The sequence below is a fragment of the Bradyrhizobium sp. USDA 3256 genome, from assembly GCF_054058275.1.
This window is the reverse complement of sequence record NZ_JBSSAE010000002.1, coordinates 1,023,562-1,043,318: the sequence shown is the minus strand read 5'-3', so window position 1 is coordinate 1,043,318 and position 19,757 is coordinate 1,023,562. Positions and strand designations below refer to the sequence as shown.

At 58.4% G+C, this 19,757-nt stretch carries 16 protein-coding genes, 8 pseudogenes and 1 riboswitch; of the genes and pseudogenes, 5 read left to right on the top strand and 19 right to left on the bottom strand.

Annotated features, from left to right (window positions below):
• Positions 1-66 precede the first annotated feature (66 nt).
• Positions 67-230 (bottom strand): annotated as a pseudogene (locus tag ACVWY5_RS06530) (ribonucleotide-diphosphate reductase subunit beta); the annotation flags it as partial.
• 309 nt (positions 231-539) lie between these two features.
• On the opposite strand from ACVWY5_RS06530, the pseudogene ACVWY5_RS06525 reads away from it, so the two are divergent.
• From ACVWY5_RS06525 to ACVWY5_RS06515, 3 genes and pseudogenes are all read left to right on the top strand, one after another.
• A pseudogene (locus ACVWY5_RS06525) lies at positions 540-1,219 on the top strand (isocitrate lyase/phosphoenolpyruvate mutase family protein); the annotation flags it as partial.
• Positions 1,215-1,439, top strand: a riboswitch (cobalamin riboswitch). Its footprint overlaps the pseudogene before it by 5 nt.
• Positions 1,440-1,543: 104 nt before the next feature.
• A complete protein-coding gene (gene metE / locus ACVWY5_RS06520) occupies positions 1,544-3,874 on the top strand; it encodes a 5-methyltetrahydropteroyltriglutamate--homocysteine S-methyltransferase (protein ID WP_028338134.1) in 2,331 nt (776 codons plus the stop codon).
• A 46-nt stretch (positions 3,875-3,920) separates the two neighbouring features.
• Entirely contained in the window at positions 3,921-4,124 is a 204-nt protein-coding gene (locus tag ACVWY5_RS06515) for a hypothetical protein (protein WP_028338135.1), read from the top strand.
• 218 nt (positions 4,125-4,342) lie between these two features.
• Here ACVWY5_RS06515 and ACVWY5_RS06510 read toward each other — a convergent pair whose 3' ends face one another.
• From ACVWY5_RS06510 to ACVWY5_RS06480, 7 genes are read right to left on the bottom strand one after another with little or no spacing between them, the layout of a single operon-like run.
• Positions 4,343-5,053 (bottom strand): hypothetical protein, encoded by a 711-nt coding sequence (locus ACVWY5_RS06510; RefSeq protein WP_321177233.1) that lies wholly within the window; start codon positions 5,051-5,053, stop codon positions 4,343-4,345.
• Between the two features lie 20 nt (positions 5,054-5,073).
• Entirely contained in the window at positions 5,074-6,222 is a 1,149-nt protein-coding gene (gene alr, locus ACVWY5_RS06505; RefSeq protein WP_028338136.1) for an alanine racemase, read from the bottom strand.
• Positions 6,223-6,251: 29 nt separating this feature from the next.
• The gene (locus ACVWY5_RS06500; RefSeq protein WP_038378131.1) at positions 6,252-7,322 is read right to left on the bottom strand and encodes an NAD(P)/FAD-dependent oxidoreductase; all 1,071 of its coding nucleotides are present in this window, start codon (positions 7,320-7,322) and stop codon (positions 6,252-6,254) included.
• Positions 7,319-7,660 (bottom strand): cupin domain-containing protein, encoded by a 342-nt coding sequence (locus tag ACVWY5_RS06495; RefSeq protein WP_080667377.1) that lies wholly within the window; start codon positions 7,658-7,660, stop codon positions 7,319-7,321. Before ACVWY5_RS06495 ends, ACVWY5_RS06500 begins: the two co-directional genes overlap by 4 nt.
• Positions 7,661-7,716: 56 nt before the next feature.
• Positions 7,717-9,027 carry a lysine N(6)-hydroxylase/L-ornithine N(5)-oxygenase family protein gene (locus ACVWY5_RS06490; protein ID WP_028338139.1) on the bottom strand — a complete coding sequence of 437 codons (1,311 nt, stop codon included), beginning with the start codon at positions 9,025-9,027 and terminating at the stop codon, positions 7,717-7,719.
• An 18-nt stretch (positions 9,028-9,045) separates the two neighbouring features.
• On the bottom strand, positions 9,046-10,263 hold the full coding sequence (locus ACVWY5_RS06485) for an MFS transporter (protein ID WP_038378132.1): 1,218 nt from the start codon (positions 10,261-10,263) through the stop codon (positions 9,046-9,048).
• Positions 10,260-11,858, bottom strand: coding sequence for a class I tRNA ligase family protein (locus ACVWY5_RS06480; RefSeq protein ID WP_456671659.1), 1,599 nt, complete (start codon positions 11,856-11,858; stop codon positions 10,260-10,262). The genes ACVWY5_RS06485 and ACVWY5_RS06480 overlap by 4 nt, the downstream gene beginning before the upstream one ends.
• Positions 11,859-12,583: 725 nt before the next feature.
• On the opposite strand from ACVWY5_RS06480, the pseudogene ACVWY5_RS06475 reads away from it, so the two are divergent.
• Positions 12,584-12,869 (top strand): annotated as a pseudogene (locus tag ACVWY5_RS06475) (IS66 family transposase); the annotation flags it as partial.
• Between the two features lie 71 nt (positions 12,870-12,940).
• On the opposite strand, the gene ACVWY5_RS06470 reads toward ACVWY5_RS06475, so the two are convergent.
• Together ACVWY5_RS06470 and ACVWY5_RS06465 are read right to left on the bottom strand one after the other, a co-directional pair.
• Positions 12,941-13,195 carry an IS1096 element passenger TnpR family protein gene (locus ACVWY5_RS06470; protein WP_321177234.1) on the bottom strand — a complete coding sequence of 85 codons (255 nt, stop codon included), beginning with the start codon at positions 13,193-13,195 and terminating at the stop codon, positions 12,941-12,943.
• Positions 13,107-13,400: a hypothetical protein gene (locus tag ACVWY5_RS06465; protein WP_456671767.1), complete on the bottom strand. Its 294-nt coding sequence runs from the start codon at positions 13,398-13,400 to the stop codon at positions 13,107-13,109. The genes ACVWY5_RS06470 and ACVWY5_RS06465 overlap by 89 nt, the downstream gene beginning before the upstream one ends.
• On the opposite strand from ACVWY5_RS06465, the gene ACVWY5_RS06460 reads away from it, so the two are divergent.
• Complete coding sequence (locus ACVWY5_RS06460) at positions 13,332-13,520, top strand: hypothetical protein (protein WP_038378133.1); 189 nt, start codon at positions 13,332-13,334, stop codon at positions 13,518-13,520. The genes ACVWY5_RS06465 and ACVWY5_RS06460 overlap by 69 nt on opposite strands.
• Here the strand turns inward: ACVWY5_RS06460 and ACVWY5_RS06455 are convergent.
• The 9 genes and pseudogenes from ACVWY5_RS06455 to tnpB (ACVWY5_RS06415) form a co-directional block, all read right to left on the bottom strand.
• A pseudogene (locus ACVWY5_RS06455) lies at positions 13,467-13,766 on the bottom strand (transposase domain-containing protein); the annotation flags it as partial. The gene ACVWY5_RS06460 and the pseudogene ACVWY5_RS06455 overlap by 54 nt on opposite strands.
• A gap of 1 nt (position 13,767) precedes the next feature.
• Positions 13,768-15,360 (bottom strand): IS66 family transposase, encoded by a 1,593-nt coding sequence (gene tnpC, locus ACVWY5_RS06450; RefSeq protein ID WP_456671629.1) that lies wholly within the window; start codon positions 15,358-15,360, stop codon positions 13,768-13,770.
• Positions 15,361-15,434: 74 nt separating this feature from the next.
• The gene (tnpB, locus tag ACVWY5_RS06445) at positions 15,435-15,779 is read right to left on the bottom strand and encodes an IS66 family insertion sequence element accessory protein TnpB (RefSeq protein ID WP_028338262.1); all 345 of its coding nucleotides are present in this window, start codon (positions 15,777-15,779) and stop codon (positions 15,435-15,437) included.
• Positions 15,776-16,123, bottom strand: coding sequence for a transposase (locus ACVWY5_RS06440; protein ID WP_028352414.1), 348 nt, complete (start codon positions 16,121-16,123; stop codon positions 15,776-15,778). The genes tnpB (ACVWY5_RS06445) and ACVWY5_RS06440 overlap by 4 nt, the downstream gene beginning before the upstream one ends.
• A gap of 118 nt (positions 16,124-16,241) precedes the next feature.
• Positions 16,242-17,255: pseudogene (tnpC, locus tag ACVWY5_RS06435) on the bottom strand (IS66 family transposase); the annotation flags it as partial.
• Positions 17,246-18,073 (bottom strand): annotated as a pseudogene (locus ACVWY5_RS06430) (IS481 family transposase); the annotation flags it as partial. The pseudogenes ACVWY5_RS06430 and tnpC (ACVWY5_RS06435), both read right to left, overlap by 10 nt.
• Before the next feature lie 16 nt (positions 18,074-18,089).
• Positions 18,090-18,359, bottom strand: a pseudogene (locus tag ACVWY5_RS06425) (IS66 family transposase); the annotation flags it as partial.
• Positions 18,352-18,669: pseudogene (locus tag ACVWY5_RS06420) on the bottom strand (DDE-type integrase/transposase/recombinase); the annotation flags it as partial. The pseudogenes ACVWY5_RS06425 and ACVWY5_RS06420, both read right to left, overlap by 8 nt.
• Positions 18,648-18,800, bottom strand: coding sequence for an IS66 family insertion sequence element accessory protein TnpB (gene tnpB, locus ACVWY5_RS06415; protein ID WP_321177608.1), 153 nt, complete (start codon positions 18,798-18,800; stop codon positions 18,648-18,650). The gene tnpB (ACVWY5_RS06415) and the pseudogene ACVWY5_RS06420, both read right to left, overlap by 22 nt.
• Between the last annotated feature and the right edge of the window lie 957 nt (positions 18,801-19,757).

The following is a 19,757-nucleotide window of genomic DNA, read 5'->3' as shown; positions in this document are numbered from 1 at the left end:
GCCCGTTTGAGCGCGTAAGCGCGATTTCAACTAGAAAAGGCACTGGTCGTCATCGTGACCTGATGCTCAGTCCCAGCTGAGCGCGCCACCGTTCTGGTATTTGATGACGCCGGTTTCGAAGGAGTTCTTCTCCTTCTTCAGATCCATCGCCTCCGACACCACGGGAACGGGTTCTCAACGTCGGCGAAGACAGGCGCGAGCCCGATCTGGGCACAGCGGCGATTAGAGACTATCACCTCGTCCCACAGCCCTCTCGCCTTCAGGTCTCACACAAGGAACTCGTTCACGACCGCGAAGTCGCCGGACATCGCGGTGAGAAGCTCATCTTGGAATCACTGAAGCTTGTGGTCGACGATACCGCACACCCGCAAAATGGCGCTCTCGGCTGCGCCCGGACATTCGATCGTTTCAAGCCATTGCGCCTCTGATTTACACGGCATCGGAACTGCGGCGAAACACTCGATTTAATGAGCCGAAGCGCTTGAAGCGCTTTTTGACCGCTGCCGGAGGTCAGTGTCTCCGTGGGATGGAAGGAAACGCAGATCGTCCGTGCCGCAGGACCTGCCGCTGCTCGTCGATGCCGACACCGGCTACGGTGAGGCGGCGCTGAATGTGATGCACGCCACCCGCGTCTTTGAGGATGCCGTTGCCGGCGCGCTTCATCTGGAAGACCAGATCCTGCCCAAGAAATGCGGCCATCTGAACGACAAGAAGATCGCCGATGCGCGTGACATGGCGGCCAAGGTCGCGCCGGCATCAAAAGCGCGTCGCGATCTCATGGTCATCGCCAGGGCCGACGCCGCCGCCAGCGAGGGCCTCGCTGGCGCCGTACCCCGGGCAAAGCCCTATATGGAGGCCGGGGCTGATGCGATCTTCCCGGAGGCACTCAACACGGCCGAGATGTTCCGCGCTTTTCCGGCGCGCATGCCCGGCGCGTCGCTTCTCGCGAACATGACGGAGTTTGGAAAGACCCATTCTTCACCGCCGCCGAGTTCGAGGCGATAGGATATGCCATGGTGATGGCCTGAGTCCTCATTGCGAGTGGCGAACAAGGCGCAGGCAGAATTGTATGCTGCAATTTTACGTGATGGTGGCACGCACAAGATCGTAGAGCGGATGCAGACGCGCGCGGAACTCTATGCGGCAATTGGATTACACGACCTACGAAGCTTTCGATTCTTCGATCGAGAGGTTGACGGGAGCCCGTCGTTGCAGATAATCGGAGACGTCGAGGTTCTCCGGGTCCCGCTTGATCCGGAGCTAAGAGGGAAGCCGGTGCGTTTTCCATCCGTTCAGGATTGAGGCAATGCCGGCGCTGCCCCCGCAACTGTAAGCGGTGAGCCCGCATCCATCAGTGTCACTGAAGCGAAAGCTTCGGGAAGGCCGGATGCAGGCGACGACCCGCGAGCCAGGAGACCTGCCCCGACAACATAATCGTCCACGGGCGGGGTGTCCCGGTGGTACGCCAAGCAGCTGCCGCATCCGCGGCTGCCCTGCCAGCGTCCGCCATGGCCTTTTGCCCCCACCACCTGGGGTTAAAGCTATGACTTCTCTTTCAGTTCCAGTTGCAACACTCGGCACACCCCGCATCGGGCCGCGCCGCGAACTCAAACTCGCGCTCGAAAGCTTCTGGGCCGGCAAGATCAGCGAGCAGCAACTTCTCGAAGCTGCAGCCGGGCTCCGTGTCGCCAACTGGGCACGCCAGAAATCACTCGGCGCGACCATTATACCGTCGAACGATTTTTCGCTTTATGACCACGTGCTCGACACCAGCGTGATGGTCGGCGCCATCCCCGAGGCCTATGGCTGGAAGGGCGGAGCAGTCTCGCTCAAGACCTATTTCGCGATGGCGCGCGGTTCGCAAGGCGACGCGCACGACGCGAGCTGCAGTCACGCCCACCGTGGCCATGGCGCGACAGCGCAGGAAATGACCAAGTGGTTCGACACCAATTACCACTACATGGTCCCGGAATTTCACGAGAGACAGACATTCAAGCTCTCGTCCCGCAAGGTGATCGAAGAGTATGACGAGGCGAAAGCGCTCGGATATCAGACCCGTCCGGTGCTCGTCGGCCCTGTCACCCTCCTGAAGCTCGGCAAGAGCCATGATGCCTCGGTCGATCCGGTCTCGCTGCTCGACGGCCTGCTGCCGGTCTATGTCGAGGTTCTCCAGGAGCTCGCCAAGCGCGGCGCAGAATGGGTCCAGATCGACGAACCCTGCCTCGTGCTCGATCTCAACGAGACCGAGAGGAATGCGCTCCAGCGCGCCTATGCTCGGCTCGCCAAAGGCGTACCGGGCATCAAGATCATGCTCGCCACTTACTTCGGTGCGATCGGCGACACTATCGCGACCGTGTTGGCCCTGCCGGTGGCAGGTCTGCACGTCGACTTGATCCGCGCGCCGCAGCAACTGAGCCAGATCGAATCCGGTGCCCGCGAGGATCTCGTGATTTCGCTCGGCGTCATTGACGGCCGCAACGTCTGGCGCTCCAATCTGTCGGCGCTGGTCGAGCGCTACAAGCCGGTCATCGCCAAGCTAGGCGCCGGCCGCGTCCAGATCGCTCCGTCCTGCTCGCTACTGCATACGCCGATCGACTTAGAGCTTGAGACCGGTCTCGATCCGGATGTGAAGAGCTGGCTTGCCTTCTCCGTGCAGAAGATCGCCGAACTCTCCACGCTGGCGAAGGCATTGGCTGGCGACGCCAGCGTCGCGGACGCCCTAGCCGCCTCGGACAAGGCCGCCAAGGCACGCCGGACCTCGCCTAAGATCCACGACGCGACCGTTGCCAAGCGGATGGCGACGATCGACGACGCGATGCGCCGTCGCACCAGCACCTTTGCCAGCCGCGCCGAAGTCCAGCGCAAGCGCTTTGCCCTGCCTGCCTTCCCGACGACGACTATCGGCTCATTCCCGCAAACCGCCGACGTCCGCAATGCTCGTGCGGCCCATGCCAAGGGCACACTGACCGACGCCCAGTACAAGCAGTTCCTCAAGGAGGAAACTGCCCGCACCATACGCTGGCAGGAGGAGATCGGACTCGACGTGCTGGTTCATGGCGAGTTCGAGCGCAACGACATGGTGCAGTATTTTGGCGAACAGCTCTCCGGCTTCGTCTTCACCCAGTATGGCTGGGTGCAGTCCTACGGCTCGCGCTATGTTCGTCCGCCGATCCTGTTCGGTGACGTCTCCCGGCCGAAACCGATGACGGTCGAGTGGTGGCGTTACTCGCAATCGTTGACCAGGAAGCCGATGAAGGCGATGCTCACCGGACCGGTGACGATCCTGAACTGGTCGTTCGTTCGCGACGACCTGCCGCGCAGCGAAGCCTGCCGCCAGATCGCACTCGCGATCCGCGACGAGGTTACCGACCTCGAAAAGGCCGGAGCGACCATGATCCAGATCGATGAAGCCGCCTTGCGCGAAGGCCTGCCGCTGCGTCATTCCGAGTGGAAGACCTATCTCGAATGGGCTGTGGAAAGCTTCCACATCTGCTCGACGGGCGTTGCCGATGCCACGCAGATCCACACCCACATGTGCTACTCGGAGTTCAACGCCATCATCGACGCGATTGCGGCGATGGACGCCGACGTCATCTCGATCGAGACGTCGCGGTCCAAGATGGAACTGCTCGATGCGTTCACCAGCTTCAAATATCCTAACGATATCGGTCCTGGCGTCTACGACATCCACTCTCCACGCGTCCCCGAAACTACCGAGATGAGGGACCTCATCACGCTGGCCCGAAAACGTTTGTCGGACTCGCAGCTCTGGATCAATCCCGATTGCGGCCTGAAGACACGCAGATGGGAGGAAGTGCGTCCCGCGCTCGTCAACATGGTTGCTGCCGCACGCGAGTTGCGCAAGGCGTTCTAGGCGCGGAAACGCGGATCGTCGAGGCCCGCCCAACCGGAGAATGCCGATGCGCTTCTGGATCAGATGTACCCGCTTCGACAGCGGCAAGCCGTATTATGTCAATTTCTCGCTGGTGGGCGGGATGTGGCGGGACGGCGACAAGACGATCTTGGAGTTCGTCGGCAGCGGCGCTCAGACGGTTGAGGTTCGAGAGACTCCAGAGCACATTCTCGCTATCCATCTCAGAACATCGGGGGTGTCAGCCTCGTGAAGTCAGTAACCGACCCGGCCGGCATGGACGCAAGTCCGATACCCGCCGTTTTGCGGAAAGTCGCCTCACACCTGGATCACAGGTATCCCCTTGCGTTGTCGCATGAGGTGAAACGATGGCGGTGGCCTTCCCTGCTGCTTGCTTTCTAGTGATCCGGATGACGTCGAGGATCTAACATCTGTTTCCGGGCACGGTTGGCATTATGCTGACTACTCATTTCAGGATTTTCTTTTTTTGAAATGGAGGAAGTTACAGACATCATGGTATTCTATGTCGTTCAAGCGGAAGCCATACGCCGATATGCGGTTCACCAAAAAGACCGGATCGAAAGCGAACGCCTGGAAACCGTTGGAGCACTCTAATCGAACATAGTCATCCGTGCGCACCACCCCCCGAACGATAATGCCACAAAGATCATAATATTCGTGGCGAGCCAGCGTTGCCGTCTCGCTCGTCGAAAAGAGCGACAAAGCTAGATCAAAGGGCGCTTTACAGACCAGCGTCAGAAATTCCATTGGCGCATCCATCGTACCAAGGAAATTGAACGGCAGTATGCAAAGCACTTTTTCATCATATCGGCGCATGATCTCATCAATCAGTCGCGTTCTTTTGAAGAATTTTCTGGCCTCGCAGCGCATAACCGCCGCTCTCCTACTCTTTAACCGGCGCACACGAGGTGGGTTTATTTCGATGCCAAGATAATCATTGTCATCGTCCTTGATGCCAATAAGGCGGTAGCCACTACAACCTACTTCTATGATCAACTCGTATCGGGTTGTACATAGGAGATCGAGGTAGAATAGTCTCTCACGGTTATGGAATTGACGCACCTCCGCAGTGAAGCAGCTCGGACGCATAAGGCGCACGCCTTCATCGCCAAGATAGATCGCTCGATTGACTTTCTGGGATCGGAGCGTGGAGGAGTTCATCGGCGCCTCATATCATCTCGTTAGGAAGAGACGTAAAGCCTGCGGCATCGCTGTCCAATACCTGTGGTCAATTCGTCGCTCAGCATTTTCGCGGCTGACGCCAGGTCCCCCACGGTTTGCTCGGGGCAGATGAGGTCCACCACGGTACCGGGCAGAGTCCAACTCTCGGGCAGATCAGTTACGTCAATGGTAATAAGATCCATCGAAACGAAGCCAACGATAGGCGCACGATTACCACATATGAAGACATGCCCTCGATTGCCTAGAGTACGCGGAAATCCATCTGCATAACCAATAGCGGCCGTCGCAACCCGCATCCGCTTCTTGACTGTGTATGACCTGAGGTATCCGATGGCTTCCCCATGCTCGAGTTTACGGCATTGAATAATTTGCGTTCGCAAACGGACGACTTGTGCTGGCTTGAAATCGGGATCATCGGCCGTCGAGAAGCCGAAGATCCCCCCACCCGATCTTATGAGGTCAAAATGAAATTCACATCCGGCAAATAGTCCCGCCGAATTCGATAGAGAAAGACTCGCATTCGGGAACAAATGGGAAAGTCTGCGGAACCGATTTAGTTGTTGCAGAGAGATCTCGTTTCGCCACTCCGCACAGGCGAGCTGACTCATGAACAACACTACAGGCAATTCCGACAGCCCGCCTTTGTTCTCGGCGATTGTGTGCAACTCATCAATGGGAAATCCCAACCGAGACAGGCCAGTGTCGACATGAATCCCTGCCGGCAGCGCGCGATTCCGAAGTCGGCAATGCCGAAGCCAAGCCTCCAATTGTTCCCTGCTATTGAGGATTGGCAACAAATCGTGCCGCTCGGCCGCCAGCTCCGTGCCTGGCATAGCGCCGTGTAGCGTATAGATCTTTGCCGATGATGGCAGCACATCGCGCAGGGCAATACCTTCCGCCACATCGGTGACGAAAAAATGCGCGCAGCCGAGGTAAGCTAGGAAGGGCGCTACACGTGCCGCGCCAAGGCCGTAGGCATCGGCCTTGACAACGGCGCCGCAAGCGCTGTGAGGCGCAAGCGCCTGGCACTTCCGATAGTTGGCTTCAATGGCGCTGAGATCAACAATCATGGTCGATCTCGACGTCTCGCAACCGACGTCTGCAAGCTTATGATAGGGATTTGCTTCGATACCGATCATATCCGGCATATGTCTTCTTATCAGGGCACGCCGAAGACCTATCGATGGTGAGAATACAGGGATCTTATTGCCTCTTCCGCGCACGCGGGCCCAAAGCGAAACCCGTTACCTGCACCGCCACCAATGACATACAGACCGGCGACGTCTTGAGCTGGACGAGAGAATGGGACACCATCATCAGAATAGCAGTCGCAAAACACACGCGCTGACGCCACCGCGGGTATCTCCGGCGAAAACCATTTCGCGAGGATCGCGGTGGCGCGCGCGAGATCATCCGAATTAATATTCAGCCGGCTGGTGTCAGGCCTCACATTCCACTCTTGCGAGGTAAAACTGAACAACCAATACCCCTCCTCGATCATGGGAACGAGGAACGCGTAATCATCGAACAAGCCGATCATTGGACAGTTCGCGGTGGGGCGCGCCGCCAAGTGAAGCGCGACGACCTTTTTAACTCGCAATCGCGGCTCCGCCCCGAGATGCGCGCGCAACGGTGACCCTGGCAGCCATGGACCGATTGCCAGAACGACCCGTCTTGCCGAGAGTTCGCTATCAACAGAGGTCTGAAGAAGTATATGGCTTGGTCCCTGCCGTATCCGTTCAATGGATGTACCCTCGCATATCGAAATCCCAACGGCCCTGAGCCTTTGGGCCAGATCCTGAACGATGGAATCGACTGGACAGTAAGACCCCCGATCCAGCGCCACGGCCATATCGGCGGGAACCGACAATTGCGGCAGCGAGGAAAGCCTCTCCGTGAGCGCGAAAGAAGCTGATGGGGTGGTTCGGACCACACAGCTCGTTCGTGTGAGTTCTTCTGGATTACGCGTCAACCAAAACACATCACAGTTTCGACCTTTGGGCCATTGCCCATGGGGATAGATATCTCGCCAAATCTTCGAACCAGCACTGACGAGGCTTCTTTCCTTTTCATTACGACCGATGTTGATCTGGATTCCGGGGGCAAACCCACTGGCACCTGCCCCAACGGTCTCCCGATCGAAGATGACGATTCGTTCCCCGGGACTATTGTTCGCTGCAATGACGGCGGCACTCAGGCCCATGACGCCGGCGCCAATGACCGCCAGGTCATAAATGTTGTCGGTCATCGGTCTCGTCCCCAGGCGATAGACAAAGCGCTCAGAACTTCGCTGCCGCGATTTTCCAAATGATGGGCGCGATCTGGCTGCAGAAACACGAGATCGCCCGCCTTGATATCCAACTCTCCATCGTCAGTTATCACCCGACCGTGGCCGCTCGTGATGCGCCAGATTTCGCAGCAAGGATGGGAATGAGGCGTCGACACTGCGAACGGATCCAGTCGGAATTCAATGAGGTCGACGGGACAAGCGGTCTCGGACGCCCCGTTTTGTTCGACGTGCTGCAAGACTACACCAGGGCTATAGACCGTCATGTCACCTAGGGCCATCAACTGTGCATTCTTCATGGTATACTCCGAATGACTATCGGGTGGTCGTGGCATGCGGCAGACTGGTTCGCCGATCAGCAGGAGCCCTCGAAACCAACGCTATTCCACTTGATGACGCCTGTTGCAGGCCCGCAATCGTAAGCTAAGCGGCCGAGGATGGAATTGAGGATCAGCGAAGCGCGCCAAGGAACTAAGCTCAGATTTGTGTCAGCGATGCCATGTTGAAAGCGTGCGCCATTCTGGACGTACAAACGACACTTTGCGGGACCGTCAAAACGAGCCGAGAAGTCCTTGTCGACCACGATCTCTTGAGAGCCTCCCGGGGCATTCAAGACCGCGAGCCGGCCTGCGATCGGCGCCAGAAACGAAGGGATTTCGGTGCGGTAGCCTGTGGCCAAGACGACAATGTCCGCGACATGTTGCGAGGGAGTGCCTGTCTTCCGCTGACGCAAGTCCAAGCGAACGGGAGATACGCCGCGCAAGTCCTCAGCCGTGGTGTCCACGCGTATTTCTATGTGCGCCGGATAGGCCCGTCTATGAACCTCGCGATCGTACAACGCGTTGTAGATAGCGCGCAGCGTCGAGCCGTTGACGCCATCGCTGGCCAACGATTGTCGTTCAAGGATTTGCTTCCGGGCCGCTTCACTCTGGTCAAAGAACCAATAAACATGTTGCGGAAAGAACCATTCGTTGACGAAAGGACTGTCCTCAAGCGCGAATATGTTTGCGCGGCGCGTCACCCAGGTCAGGGCTCCCAACGGACCGCATGCACCGCTGAGAAGATGAAGAAATATTTCAGCCCCGCTTTGGCCGCCACCTACGATGACGACACGCTTGCCTGAAAGCTCGTGTCGCCGCACGAGAAGGGAGCTCCCGTGAAACACCTCGTTTGGCGGCGCATTCCTGCCCCAGTCAGGTAGAGACGGTACCCTGCCCACGCCAAGCACAATCGTACCGGTTTGATAATTGCCGCAACTCGTTATGATACTAAAGGACTCGCCGCGCAGTTCTACCGCAGTCACGTGTTCGCCGAATTGAATGTTTGCCAGCTTCGCTGCTGCCCAGCGCAAATAGTCTTCAAATTCACTACGGCTAACAGACGCCAGTCCCCGCACGATCGCTTGATAAAGGCGCTTTTTATCATGCAAGTAGGCGAGGAAACTGTATGCGCTCGTCGGATCCGCCGGTGTGACCAAGTCCTTCATCGGGCTGGTTTGCATGACGGCACCTGCCAAAAGCAGGCCGGGATGCCACTTCACCTCTTCTGAGCTTTCGAGGATGCTCAACGAAATGTCCGGAATCGGAGTGGCGAGCGCTGCCAAACTCAGATTAGCCGGCCCTGCACCGATCGCGATTACGTTACAGCCGTCGCTGTGCTTCAGCATCCCATGATCCCTTGGCAGTCAATGATCTCGGCTGGCCGAGAACACTTGATTTGCAAGAAGAATTGCATTAGCGACGATAAGCACCATCATGCTTATCAGCAGATGATCGAAGCTGCCCGCCTTCACGATCTGCCCAGCGATGTATGGAAATCCAAATAGGCCTATGAAATAGGAGAGTGTGAAGACTTGAGAAGCAATGGCCAACGATGTCCCATCCATGCCAGCGATCTCAACGACCATACTGTTCAATGTCGAATAGCTAAGACCATATCCCAGCGCGAACATCGTTGTTCCGATGATGTAGATTACCGTACTACTTACGTTCATCAAAAGCATGGACAGCCCCGCGATAGTGCACACGATAAGAAATGCGGCCACGCGTTCAAGCCGAAACTTTCCAATTATCGGCGCAACTGCAAACCGCAATAAGACGGCCGTCAGAGTGAAGACTACAAAGAACGTATCGGAAGATTGCGCTCGCGTGATAGCGTAAAGCGTTTGGAATGTGGAAAGACCTGCAAAAACGCAAGCCCCGACGCCGATCATGATGATCGGATAGCGCGTGTTCGATTTAAAGGTTCCTAGCACGCCTTCGAGGGTGAGTCGTACGGTCGGCATTTCGATCTGAGGAGCGTGCGCTAGTGCTCGACCGGCGAACTCCAAAAGCATCGCACCAACGAGACATGCAGCCGCAAAAAGCGAGTAAACTGCGGTGTAGGATCCAGCAATTTCCGCAATGGCGCGTGCTAGGGGGACAGTAAGCCCGATGCCCAGCATTTGAGATCCGGAAAGTAAGGTAAGATATTTGATACGGGCCTCGGCCCGCACGTGACACAAGACTTGAAGCGGCGCCAGGATGTAGAAGGCCGACCATCCAATGCCGAGAAAAAGCCCACCGATGTAAGGGAAGAGCGTCAAAGTCGATGCTGATGCGAAGCATATCATCGCTATCGACATCACCCCCGCGGCGAGAGTGATAGTTCGCATCACGCCCAGTAAATCCGCGATGCGACCAGCAACAAGCGAACACAGTATTGTCGTGATCGTACCGGTCGAGATAACGGCTCCGGCGGTCGTGGCGCTTTGTTGTATGGACCGCAGAGCGTCCACGAGAAAGAAGCTCGAGCCATAGGATGCGGCCAAGCTAACACTACCAAGCATGAAAGGGATGGAGACGTCTAACGGCACTGCATTGGGCAGTTTCTCGGCGGGAACGACGTTCGCGGCGGGTGTCATGCTGCAATCTTTCCCGGAAGGCATCGCTCAATGTCACCAACCGACAACCTGCGCCCATCGATCTTAGGTGCCGCTCCACTTCGTTGGGATGAAGGCGTCGAAGCGCGTGCGGCAACGGGATGCCCGCTGTGACCGAGCCAGTGCCATAGGGCTCCTGTTATCTTGGGCATCAGCGGCCAAGCCAATATGCTGAACCCCATAAGCCAAGTGTAAGCGGCCTGATGGTCCGGCGTGCCATCAAGATGATCAACCCACTCGATAAGCGGCCGCGACGCTTGCGATACCCGCAGATAGTCAAGCGAAAGCGCGGCGCACTGTTTTTCGTAGAGGTGATCCAACGTAACCATCATCGCACTATCCACCTGACATCCAGCGAGGGCCGGTGTCGCGTTTATGGACTCCGTGCAGCGGTCGATGGCCGCAGACATCTTGTCGAGAATTGCGTTGTAACGATCGACCAATTGCTCTGACACCAAATCGGTTTCGGTTTCCTCCGGGCAGATTTCCGACAGGTACACTCTAAGGACGTCGACGGATATACTTGGAATTCGAGCGATTTCACCTGCCCAGATCACGTGACCGCGACTGGTAGAGAACTTCGAACCGTTCAGCCGAAGGAAGTGATTAAAGAATATTCGATCAAACGGGCGGAACGAGTTCTGGCCCAACGCGCATCCAGTAACTCCGACAAGCATCGGAATTGTGTTATCGAGACCAGTAGCGCCAATGAGGAACGCATCGGACTCGCGCGCAAACGGATTGGGCTTGCCGGTGCCCTCCGTGTCCCTATGCCCACAATAGAGAGAATGAGCGTAGAGCAACGAGGAGTAGCTAAATAATATCTGCTGGCTGTTGAAATGCCGCGAGTTCCAAGCCAACCCGTGCAGTCCCGGTACGGTCAACCGCATTTGCTGTCCTTTGCATGCGACGTACCGTTTCCCTATCTCCAGAAAGCTGGATTCGACGGCGATGTCGTCCCAAGCCCGTAAAAGTCGGTCCTTTCCCGAAATTGAAAGGAAGGCGGAAATGTTTTCGGACCATTCGACAATCCGGCCGCGCCTGGATACCGTATTCAGCGCTTCCTCGGGCTCGAAATGATGTCCGCACTGTTCGCAGAAGAAGCTGCCCGCGGATGCCAGGCAAACCGGACAGGTTGCACCAAGCCAGCCTCCAATGCAGAAACGCTCTTCCCGTGGCGTGGCAGCAGAACCCGCGTCGTCCACTGGTAAGCGCGCTGCGGAGAAATGTAGCGAGCCCGCCGCAGATAAGGCGCCCATGAGCGCGTTACCGACATTCGAAAAGCGCTGCAGATTCCTGCCGTACGCCGGATCATCGAAATGATCGAAAACGATACCTAACGAGGCGAGATCCTCAACGATTCTGATATGGAAGCCATGTGCCAGGTCGGACGGGTCAATGTTCTCAATAGCCGCTCGGACCAGGACGTGATTCTCGAAACCGTCGGTCGTCAGCCCAGAACGGACATGATGCCCTGCCCTCTTCAGGTGCTTCTGCACAACGTCCATTCTGAGATATGGCCCAGCGGCATGCCCCAAATGTGCTCTGCCATTGGCTGTCAAGTTGACAGGAGACATATACACATTAGCGGGATGCGTATTCGCTAAATTTATCCGTGAGATCGTTGGACTTCTTTTCATAGCTGCACAATGACTTCTATGGGGGCATATCTGGAAAACATTCAATCAGGTGGCCAAGCATTGCACCCAGAAACACGAAGGCGCACGCGACTTACGGGTATGGATGCAGTCCGGCTGCGTATTTCGAACTGGGCTCCATACGCCAGACGTGCAACATTCTGTTTGAGATTTAGAGTAGACGACGCTGTTTCGCTGGATACTCGATATATTGTTCTACCTCTGCTTGCTACATCGATGATCTCCCCGCCTCTGACGATGCCAACCTGCTGACGCCGCAACCGAAGCAAACGGCACGCCAACTGAAATCGCTGTTTATGTGCTTTGTCAGGGCCTGCGTGTCGTCACCTTTCCGACATTGGTCGCGAATCTCACAAGCGGCCCAGTAACAGCGGATGAGAGTGGTCCGTAGAGGGACGAAGTTTCCTTTTGCGCGATACCGTTAACCTAACTGCCGCCAGCTGGCTGCAGTCGATTGGTGATGCCGACGACTTTCGAGCGTCGACCAGTCCGGCCATAGGTTGTTTCCGCAGACCCACGCGTCATGTCGATGGCGATTTCTGGAACGCGATCCACGTCCTCGCCGTCCGTCCGAGCTAAGCCGCTGATAGTGGATCACCGATCCCATCGCTTGAGGAGTTCGGGGTCTTTCTTATGCATCCTGCGCCTCACTTGATCGGCGCGGCGAGCATCCCGCGCTGCATCTTCAGAACTTCGCCGGCATCCTGCAGGCCGATGCCTATAGCGGGTTCAACGCCCTCTTCGATTGCGGACGCAAGGCGTTGCCAGCCACGCCCGCCTTCTGCTGGGCACATGGCTGGAGGGCGTTCTTCGAACTGGCCGACATCGCCCCAGAATGCTCGCCGGGGAAGATCGGCGACGGCGATCTCGCCCGTTGCGCTGGAAGCGGTTCGTCGGATTGACCAATTGTTTGAGATCGAGCGCGATATCTATGCGTAGCTCTGCGGCCCTTTTGATTGGCGCTTGACGTCTATTTTAACCGCAGCTTGTGTCGGCGTGGCTTACACTTTTCGGAGAATGCGTTGACGGCGGCCTCGAGCGCCTTCAGATCGACGACGTTGGGATCGAACTGCGGGGACCCCAGAGGCGCATATTCTCATGCTCTGGATGGGTAGGGTCGCCGATGGCATCGAGGTATAGTCGGCATATCCGTGCGCACCTCCAACATCATCCGGAGGACAACGACCGGCGGCCTCGAGCAAGAATGGAAGACCATCCGTCGACGTGTTGTCGAACCATTTTTCGAGCTTGATCACATGGTCCCAGCTGTCGCCGAAGTCTAGAGATAATGGATCGTCTTGGCGCCGGTCTCCCGGACGATATCGCAGAGCCGCGCCTTGCGGGCATCGATGGGCTGGGGCCAAAATCACCATCGGGATCAGGGATGCCCCAATGTCCTTCGCCAGCGAGGAACTCGAAGAGATCGCTATCCGTCCAGCCAAACGCCGCCTGAAGCGTCAGGTGCAGCCGATCAAGGGTACGCATCCGGTCAGCACCCCGGGCAGGCGCGCCGATCAGCCGTGGCGCTCAGGCGGCAGCGGCTTTGGACTGTCGGGTCGCCTTCCAATTCCACGGGAGTAGGTCGGCGACACTGTTGGCGGGGTGATCTGGAAGCCTGGCCAGCATGTCAGCGAGCCAGGCTTGCGGATCAACGTTGTTCATCTTGCAGGTCTCGATCAGGGTATAGACGGCGGCGGCACGATTGCCGCCAGCATCTGAACCGGCGAAGGTCCAATTTCGTCTCCCGACAGCCACACCGCGTAACGCTCGTTCGGCAGCATTGTTCGAGAGGCAGACGCGGCCATCGGTAAGCGGCAAGCTGAGGCCGTTAGGCGGCGTGGTTCCATGGCATAAGCGCGTCGATTTCGCTGCTCGGCCAGCCGTTGGCGATACGCTGAAGTGTTAGGGCAAGCCAGGCGAACGGATCGACGTTGTTCATTTTCGCCGTCTGCAGCAGCGTTGCGATGGTTGCCCAGGTTCGTCCGCCGCCGTCGCTGCCCGCGAAGAGGCTATTCTTTCTCGTGATTGTTTGTGGCCGGATGGCGCGTTCGACGATGTTGGAGTCGAGCTCGATGCGGCCATCGGTCAGGAAGCGTTCGAAGATGGCACGGCGCGAGACGGCATAACGGATCGCCTCGGCCAATTTTGATTTGCCGGAGATCCGCCGCAAGGTCTGCTGCCAGAGATCGAAGAGATCTGTGACGATCGCCGCGGAGGCTTGCTGGCGCGCGGCAACGCGAGCGTCGGGGCTTTGACCGCGCACGGTTTTCTCGACCTGCCAGAGCTTCGCCATCCGCTCGACCGTCGCCGTTGCCACTTCTGAGCTCCCAGCAACATGCAGCTCGTAGAACTTGCGCCTGCAGTGTGACCAGCAGCCAGCCAAGGTGATGCCATCATTGCCGCGATCGGATCGCGCGAGCTTGTTATAGGCGGCATAGCCATCCACCTGCAGGATGCCGCGATAACCATTGAGGTGTCGGACCGCGCATTCGCTGGCGCGGCTGTCTTCGAAGCGATAAGCCACCATCGGCGGACCGTTGCGGCCAAAGGTTCGGTCATCTCGGGCATAGGCCCATAAGTAGGCCGTCTTTGTCGATCCGGAGCCCGGAGCGAGCGTCGGCAAAGTGGTTTCGTCGGCAAAGACCCGTTCGGCCTTCTTGACCTCGCTGAAGATGTAGTCGGCCATGATCTCGAGCTCGAAGCCGAGCTTGCCCATCCATTGTGCCATCAGCTGGCGGTCCAACTCGACATGATCGCGGGCGTAGATAGCCTCCTGCCGGTAGAGCGGCAGGCCATCGGCATATTTGGCGACGGCGATCTGGGCCAGAAGCGCTTCCGTCGGAATGCCTCCTTCAATGATATGGGCCGGGGCCGGCGCCTGGATGACGCCGTCCGCGTTCTTGAAGGCATACTTGGGACGGCGCGTGACGATCACACGGAACTTCGCCGGCACCACATCCAGGCGCTCCGACACGTCCTCGCCGATCAGCACCTTCTGCTTGCCTGCATGCTCAGCCAGCTCGTGCGGCTCAATGACAGTTTCGATCCGTTCCAGATGGGGCGCAAAGCCCTTGCGCCGACGCGGTGCACGCGTGCCATCCGCCTGCGCACGGCCCTTGCCGACCTGGGCCTTGATCGCAGCGATGCCGGTCTCGATCTCCTCGAAGACGAAGGCCTGCTGTTCATCGTCGCCGTTCGCCGAGCCGAGCTTTTCCGATCGTCGGCCGAACCGGGCGCGGTCGAAGGCCTTCAGGATCTGCGTCAGCCGCTCGATGCGCGCATCGGCATCGGCGCTGCGGGCCTTGAGATCGGCGACCTCGCTCTCCAGAGCATCGGCGCGGGCCGCTTTCTCGGCCATGGCAAGAACCATGGCCTTCAGCGTCTCTACGTCATTCGGGAGACTAAGATCAGGCGGCGTCATTGACCCGACCAGAGCACATTTTGCTCCGTTTCTCTTGCCCTTTCAGGCCGCTGATTCACTTCGCCGCAGTGCTTTTACCCAACAATCTCCGGCCGCTTGACCGCCACGGTCCGGACCCGCTTCCAGTCCATCCCATCCACCAGTGCCATCAACTGCGCGGGGTTCATCTGTACCCGATGATGTCCGATCCGCGGCCAGCAGAACCTCGCCTTCTCGAGACGTTTTAAATAGAGGCACACGCCGGAGCCATCCCACCATACGATCTTGATTCTGTCGGCTCTTTTGGCCCGGAACACATAAAGCGCACCGTCGAACGGATCTGAGCCCGCATCGCGCACCAGCGCAACAAGCCCATCGATACCCTTGCGGAAGTCGACGGGATGGCTGGCCAGGAACACCTTCACGCCGGAGGGGATCATGCCGAACGTACCGCCCGGATCACCCGCTGTAGCTGCGCCTCGTCGACGTCCACGCCGGCGCGCACGATCACCTCGCCAATGGCAATTTCGATCACCGCGCCTGACACAGACGCCATCTCACCCCCGCAACTCGAGTGCCGCTCGCGATAATGTCGTTCCGCCCGAGCGTCACGGCGCCACGCGAACAGCTGCGACGGGTGAATGCCGATCCGACGAGCGATCGCCGATACGCTCGCGCCAGGCTCCAGCGCCTCTGTCACAATTTGCGCCTTGAACTCGTCCGACCAGCGTCGACGAAGCTGCCGCGGCGCTCCCTCAAGACGGTCGGCGACCGCTTCGATCATATGGAAGGTTCTAGTTCCAGAACTAGGCGCAGACATAGAAGCTCACATCGGCTCACAAACTCAGCAGCCGATAGCCGATTGCTCACCCCTTGCGCCAGACGGGGTCTCTTTTCCGCTTACGGCCATCGTCCAAGAAGCGAGTGAACGCCGCCCAGCGGTTAAGCAGGTAGTTGATCGCCTTTGCGGTATCATTGTTTGAGGAGAGCAAGGTCCGCTGCTGGCGCATCCAGATCTCAAGATCAGCAACGATCGGCACGGACTTCTCTCGACGTACCGCAAGCCGCTGTTCTGGCGTTTTGCCGTTGATAGTGCGCTCGATCTCGAACAGGATATCGATGCGCCGCACGGCCTCGCTGGCAATCGGCGCCTCTCCAGATTTCGCCAGGTCGAAGAACTTTCTGCGACCGTGGCTCCAACAGGCCGCTTCAAGGATCGGAGCTGGCTTCCTTTGCGCCTTGTAGAGCTGGTTATATCCATCAAAGGCGTCGGCCTGCATCAGGCCCACATAGCCGGCAAGATGGCTTTGCGGGTGCTCTCCAGCCCGGTTGCGTGAGTAGTAGAACAGGGCCGCCGGCGGACCTGTGCCGCCAAACGGCCGGTCATCGCGAACATAGGTCCAGATCCGGCCGGTAACCGTCTTAAGCTTGGCCAGTACCGGCACCGTCGTATCGTCGGCGTGGATGCGTTCCGCGCTCATGACGTGGATCCGGATGGCCTCAATAATGGGATCGAGTGCCACCACGCAGGCGCCGACCCGATCCGCCAAGGTCGAGACGTCGATCTCGATCCCTTCGCGGGCATAGGTCTTGCTCTGTCGGTTCAACGGCTGATGCAGCAGGAACTTGTTGACCAGCACCATCGCCAGCAGGTTCGGCCCGGCAAAGCCTCGCGGGATCGGATGGAAGGGCGCCGGAGCCTCTGTGATCGCCTCGCAATCTCGACAGGAGAACTTTTCGCGGACATGCTCGATAATCTTCCAGCGCCGCGGCTCGCATTCCAGGGTCTTCGATACCACCTCGCCGAGCTTGTGCAGTCGCTCGCTGCCGCACTTGCCACATACGCAAGGAGCGGGTTCGACGACGCGTTCGATCGGAAGATTGTCCGGTAACGGAGGTCGCGGCGGATGAAGTCGGCAAGGTGAGCTTCGAGCTGATCGTGTCGATCGTAGTGATAGCGTTGGACGGTCGCTTCCTTGATCGTGCGGTTCATGCGTTCGACCTGGCCATTGGTCCAGGGATGCTTGATCTTAGTCAGCCGATGTTCGATGCCATTCTCTTGGCAGCGCATATCGAACATATGTGTCACATATCTTGCCGTCGGGCCGTCTGCGTAGCGCGGCGGGAAGGTGAACTGGATCCCATTGTCGGTGAGAACCGTGTGGATCTTGTAGGGGACAGCCGCGATTAGAGCTTTGAGGAAGGCCGCGGCGGAGGTCCTTCCCGTCTTGCTGACCAATTGCACGAAGGCGAACTTACTGGTGCGATCGATCGCGACGTAGAGGTAGAGCTTGCCTTCAGCGGTCTGGAGCTCAGCAATGTCAATGTGGAAATAACCGATCGGGTAAGCCTTGAACTTTTTCTTCGGAGGCTTGCTGCCTTCGACCTCCGGCAATCGGCTGATGCCGTGGCGCTGGAGGCAGCGATGCAGGGATGATCGCGTCAGATGCGGGATGGTCGGCTGCAGCGCATAGAGGCAATCGTCGAGCGGCAATAGCGTATGCCGCCGGAAAGCGACGATGATCGCCTCCTCCTCGATGGAAAGGGTAGTCGACTTGGCTTCCTTTGGGCCAGTCGGAAGATCAGCGACGGTGTCGCGCTGCTTCCACTTCGCGACAGTCTTCTGGTTGATCCCGTAGCGCTTGGCGAGTGTTCTCAGGCTCTCTTGACTATTCTGTATTGCTCGACGGACTGCCTCCGTCGTCCTGGCGCAGCCGTGTAAAACTTGTCCCATAGCGCTTCCTTCGAATCGCGCGATAAGGATGCACCATCAAAGCTTGGGACAAAACACCTAGTACTGCCCAACTCTCGGCGCCCTCGTCGCAACTGGCAAAAAGTGAGTTCTTGGCATTAAGCTTGAACGGCCGCATCGCGCGCTCGACAGCATTCGTGGCCATCTCGATGCGCCCGTCATCAAGGTAGAGCGTCAAGCCGTTCCAATGACGCAGCGCATAGCGCAAAGCCTTCGCGGTGTCACTCGTCTGCGCAAGGTGATCAAGCTTTGCCTCAAACCAGCGACGTGAACAGCGTCTCATTCAACAGTTCATCCCGCAGCCGGCCATTGAAGCTCTCGATGAAGGCGTTCTGCATGGGCTTACCCGGCGCGATGTAATGCCATGCGACGCGGCTCTGATCGGCCCAGGTCAGGATGGCGTTGCTGGTGAGCTCGCTGCCGTTGTCACTGACTACCATCCTCGGCTTGCCGCGCTCAATCAGTAGCCGATCCAGTTCCCGCGCCACCCGAGTGCCGGAGAGTGAGGTATCGGCTACCAGCGCCAGACACTCGCGGGTGCAGTCGTCGACCACGGTCAGGACACGGAAGCGGCGGCCAGAAGCGCCGACAGCTGCGCGGCATTCATCCGCATCACGCCGTCAATAACGGGCGGCCACTTGAAGGCACTGCCCTCAAGCCGCTTCCAATACCGCACAAGGCCACTGCCATCCCAAACGATGATCTTCACCCGATCGGCGCGCTTCGCACGGAACACCACCGCCACGCGGAAGCTGCCGGGTTCTCGCGTTCGTCCAACGTGATTAGGCCGATCAATTATCTGCTCAACCGAAAGGGAAAGCAGATACCGGGCGGATTTGGACTTATGTTCGCGACGATCGGTCCTTCGGGGGGCGAGATCCACCGGTGGCGGTGTTCTACGACAGCGAGGCGAGAGGGCGCCGCAACCAGGCGCGGCTCTGACAGGCTCTCCAAAACAATCCGCGCCTTCTTCTCCTCAGACCATCGCAAAGACGTCCGTCCTCGGAGGCTTATTCCTCGCCGAGGCTTCGGCTACAGCGATGACAGCCGCGATCCGCAGGGGCCGATGCTGCGCACCCGTTGGCGGCGCGGACAGTCCATTGTGAGCTCTGAACTGTCGACATAGTTCGAACCGAATGGCCGCAAAACTCTAGCAAGCCCAGTTCCGCTGGTTCAACAATTGCCCAGAGTCTCTCACCCCGCCCGCCTAAGCCTAACGAAGCCTCCGTCCATTAACTCGGCATTGTAAGCGCGACCATTGAGCGCAAAGGTTGTTGGGTTACTCGGGGTAGGCATGAAACCCGTTTCCCGCAACTTCTCGATTAGGGGCTAGGGGCGCCGACTGCTCCGGAAGCGGGAAACCCCGGCGCCGGGTCTCCAAGATAAATGCTCCGAAGTCTGGCAACCCTGCCGGCCCGGCCCCAACATTTGGGTCTTCCGGAGGGTTATGGATGAGACGAACTCCGTTAGACGGGTCCAACGCGGCCGTGTAGCGGTGCCCTTGGATCTCATAGGTCATGGTCGGCTGGTCGGCGTCAGGCAGAAGACCCAAGTGGCTCAGTCTCTCGACCATTCGGTCCGGGGCTGATTGGGAGCCGTGGGGAAACTTCTCGGGAACGCCGAATGAGACGTCATATGCCGTCTCCTCAGGCGCGGCGGACGACGA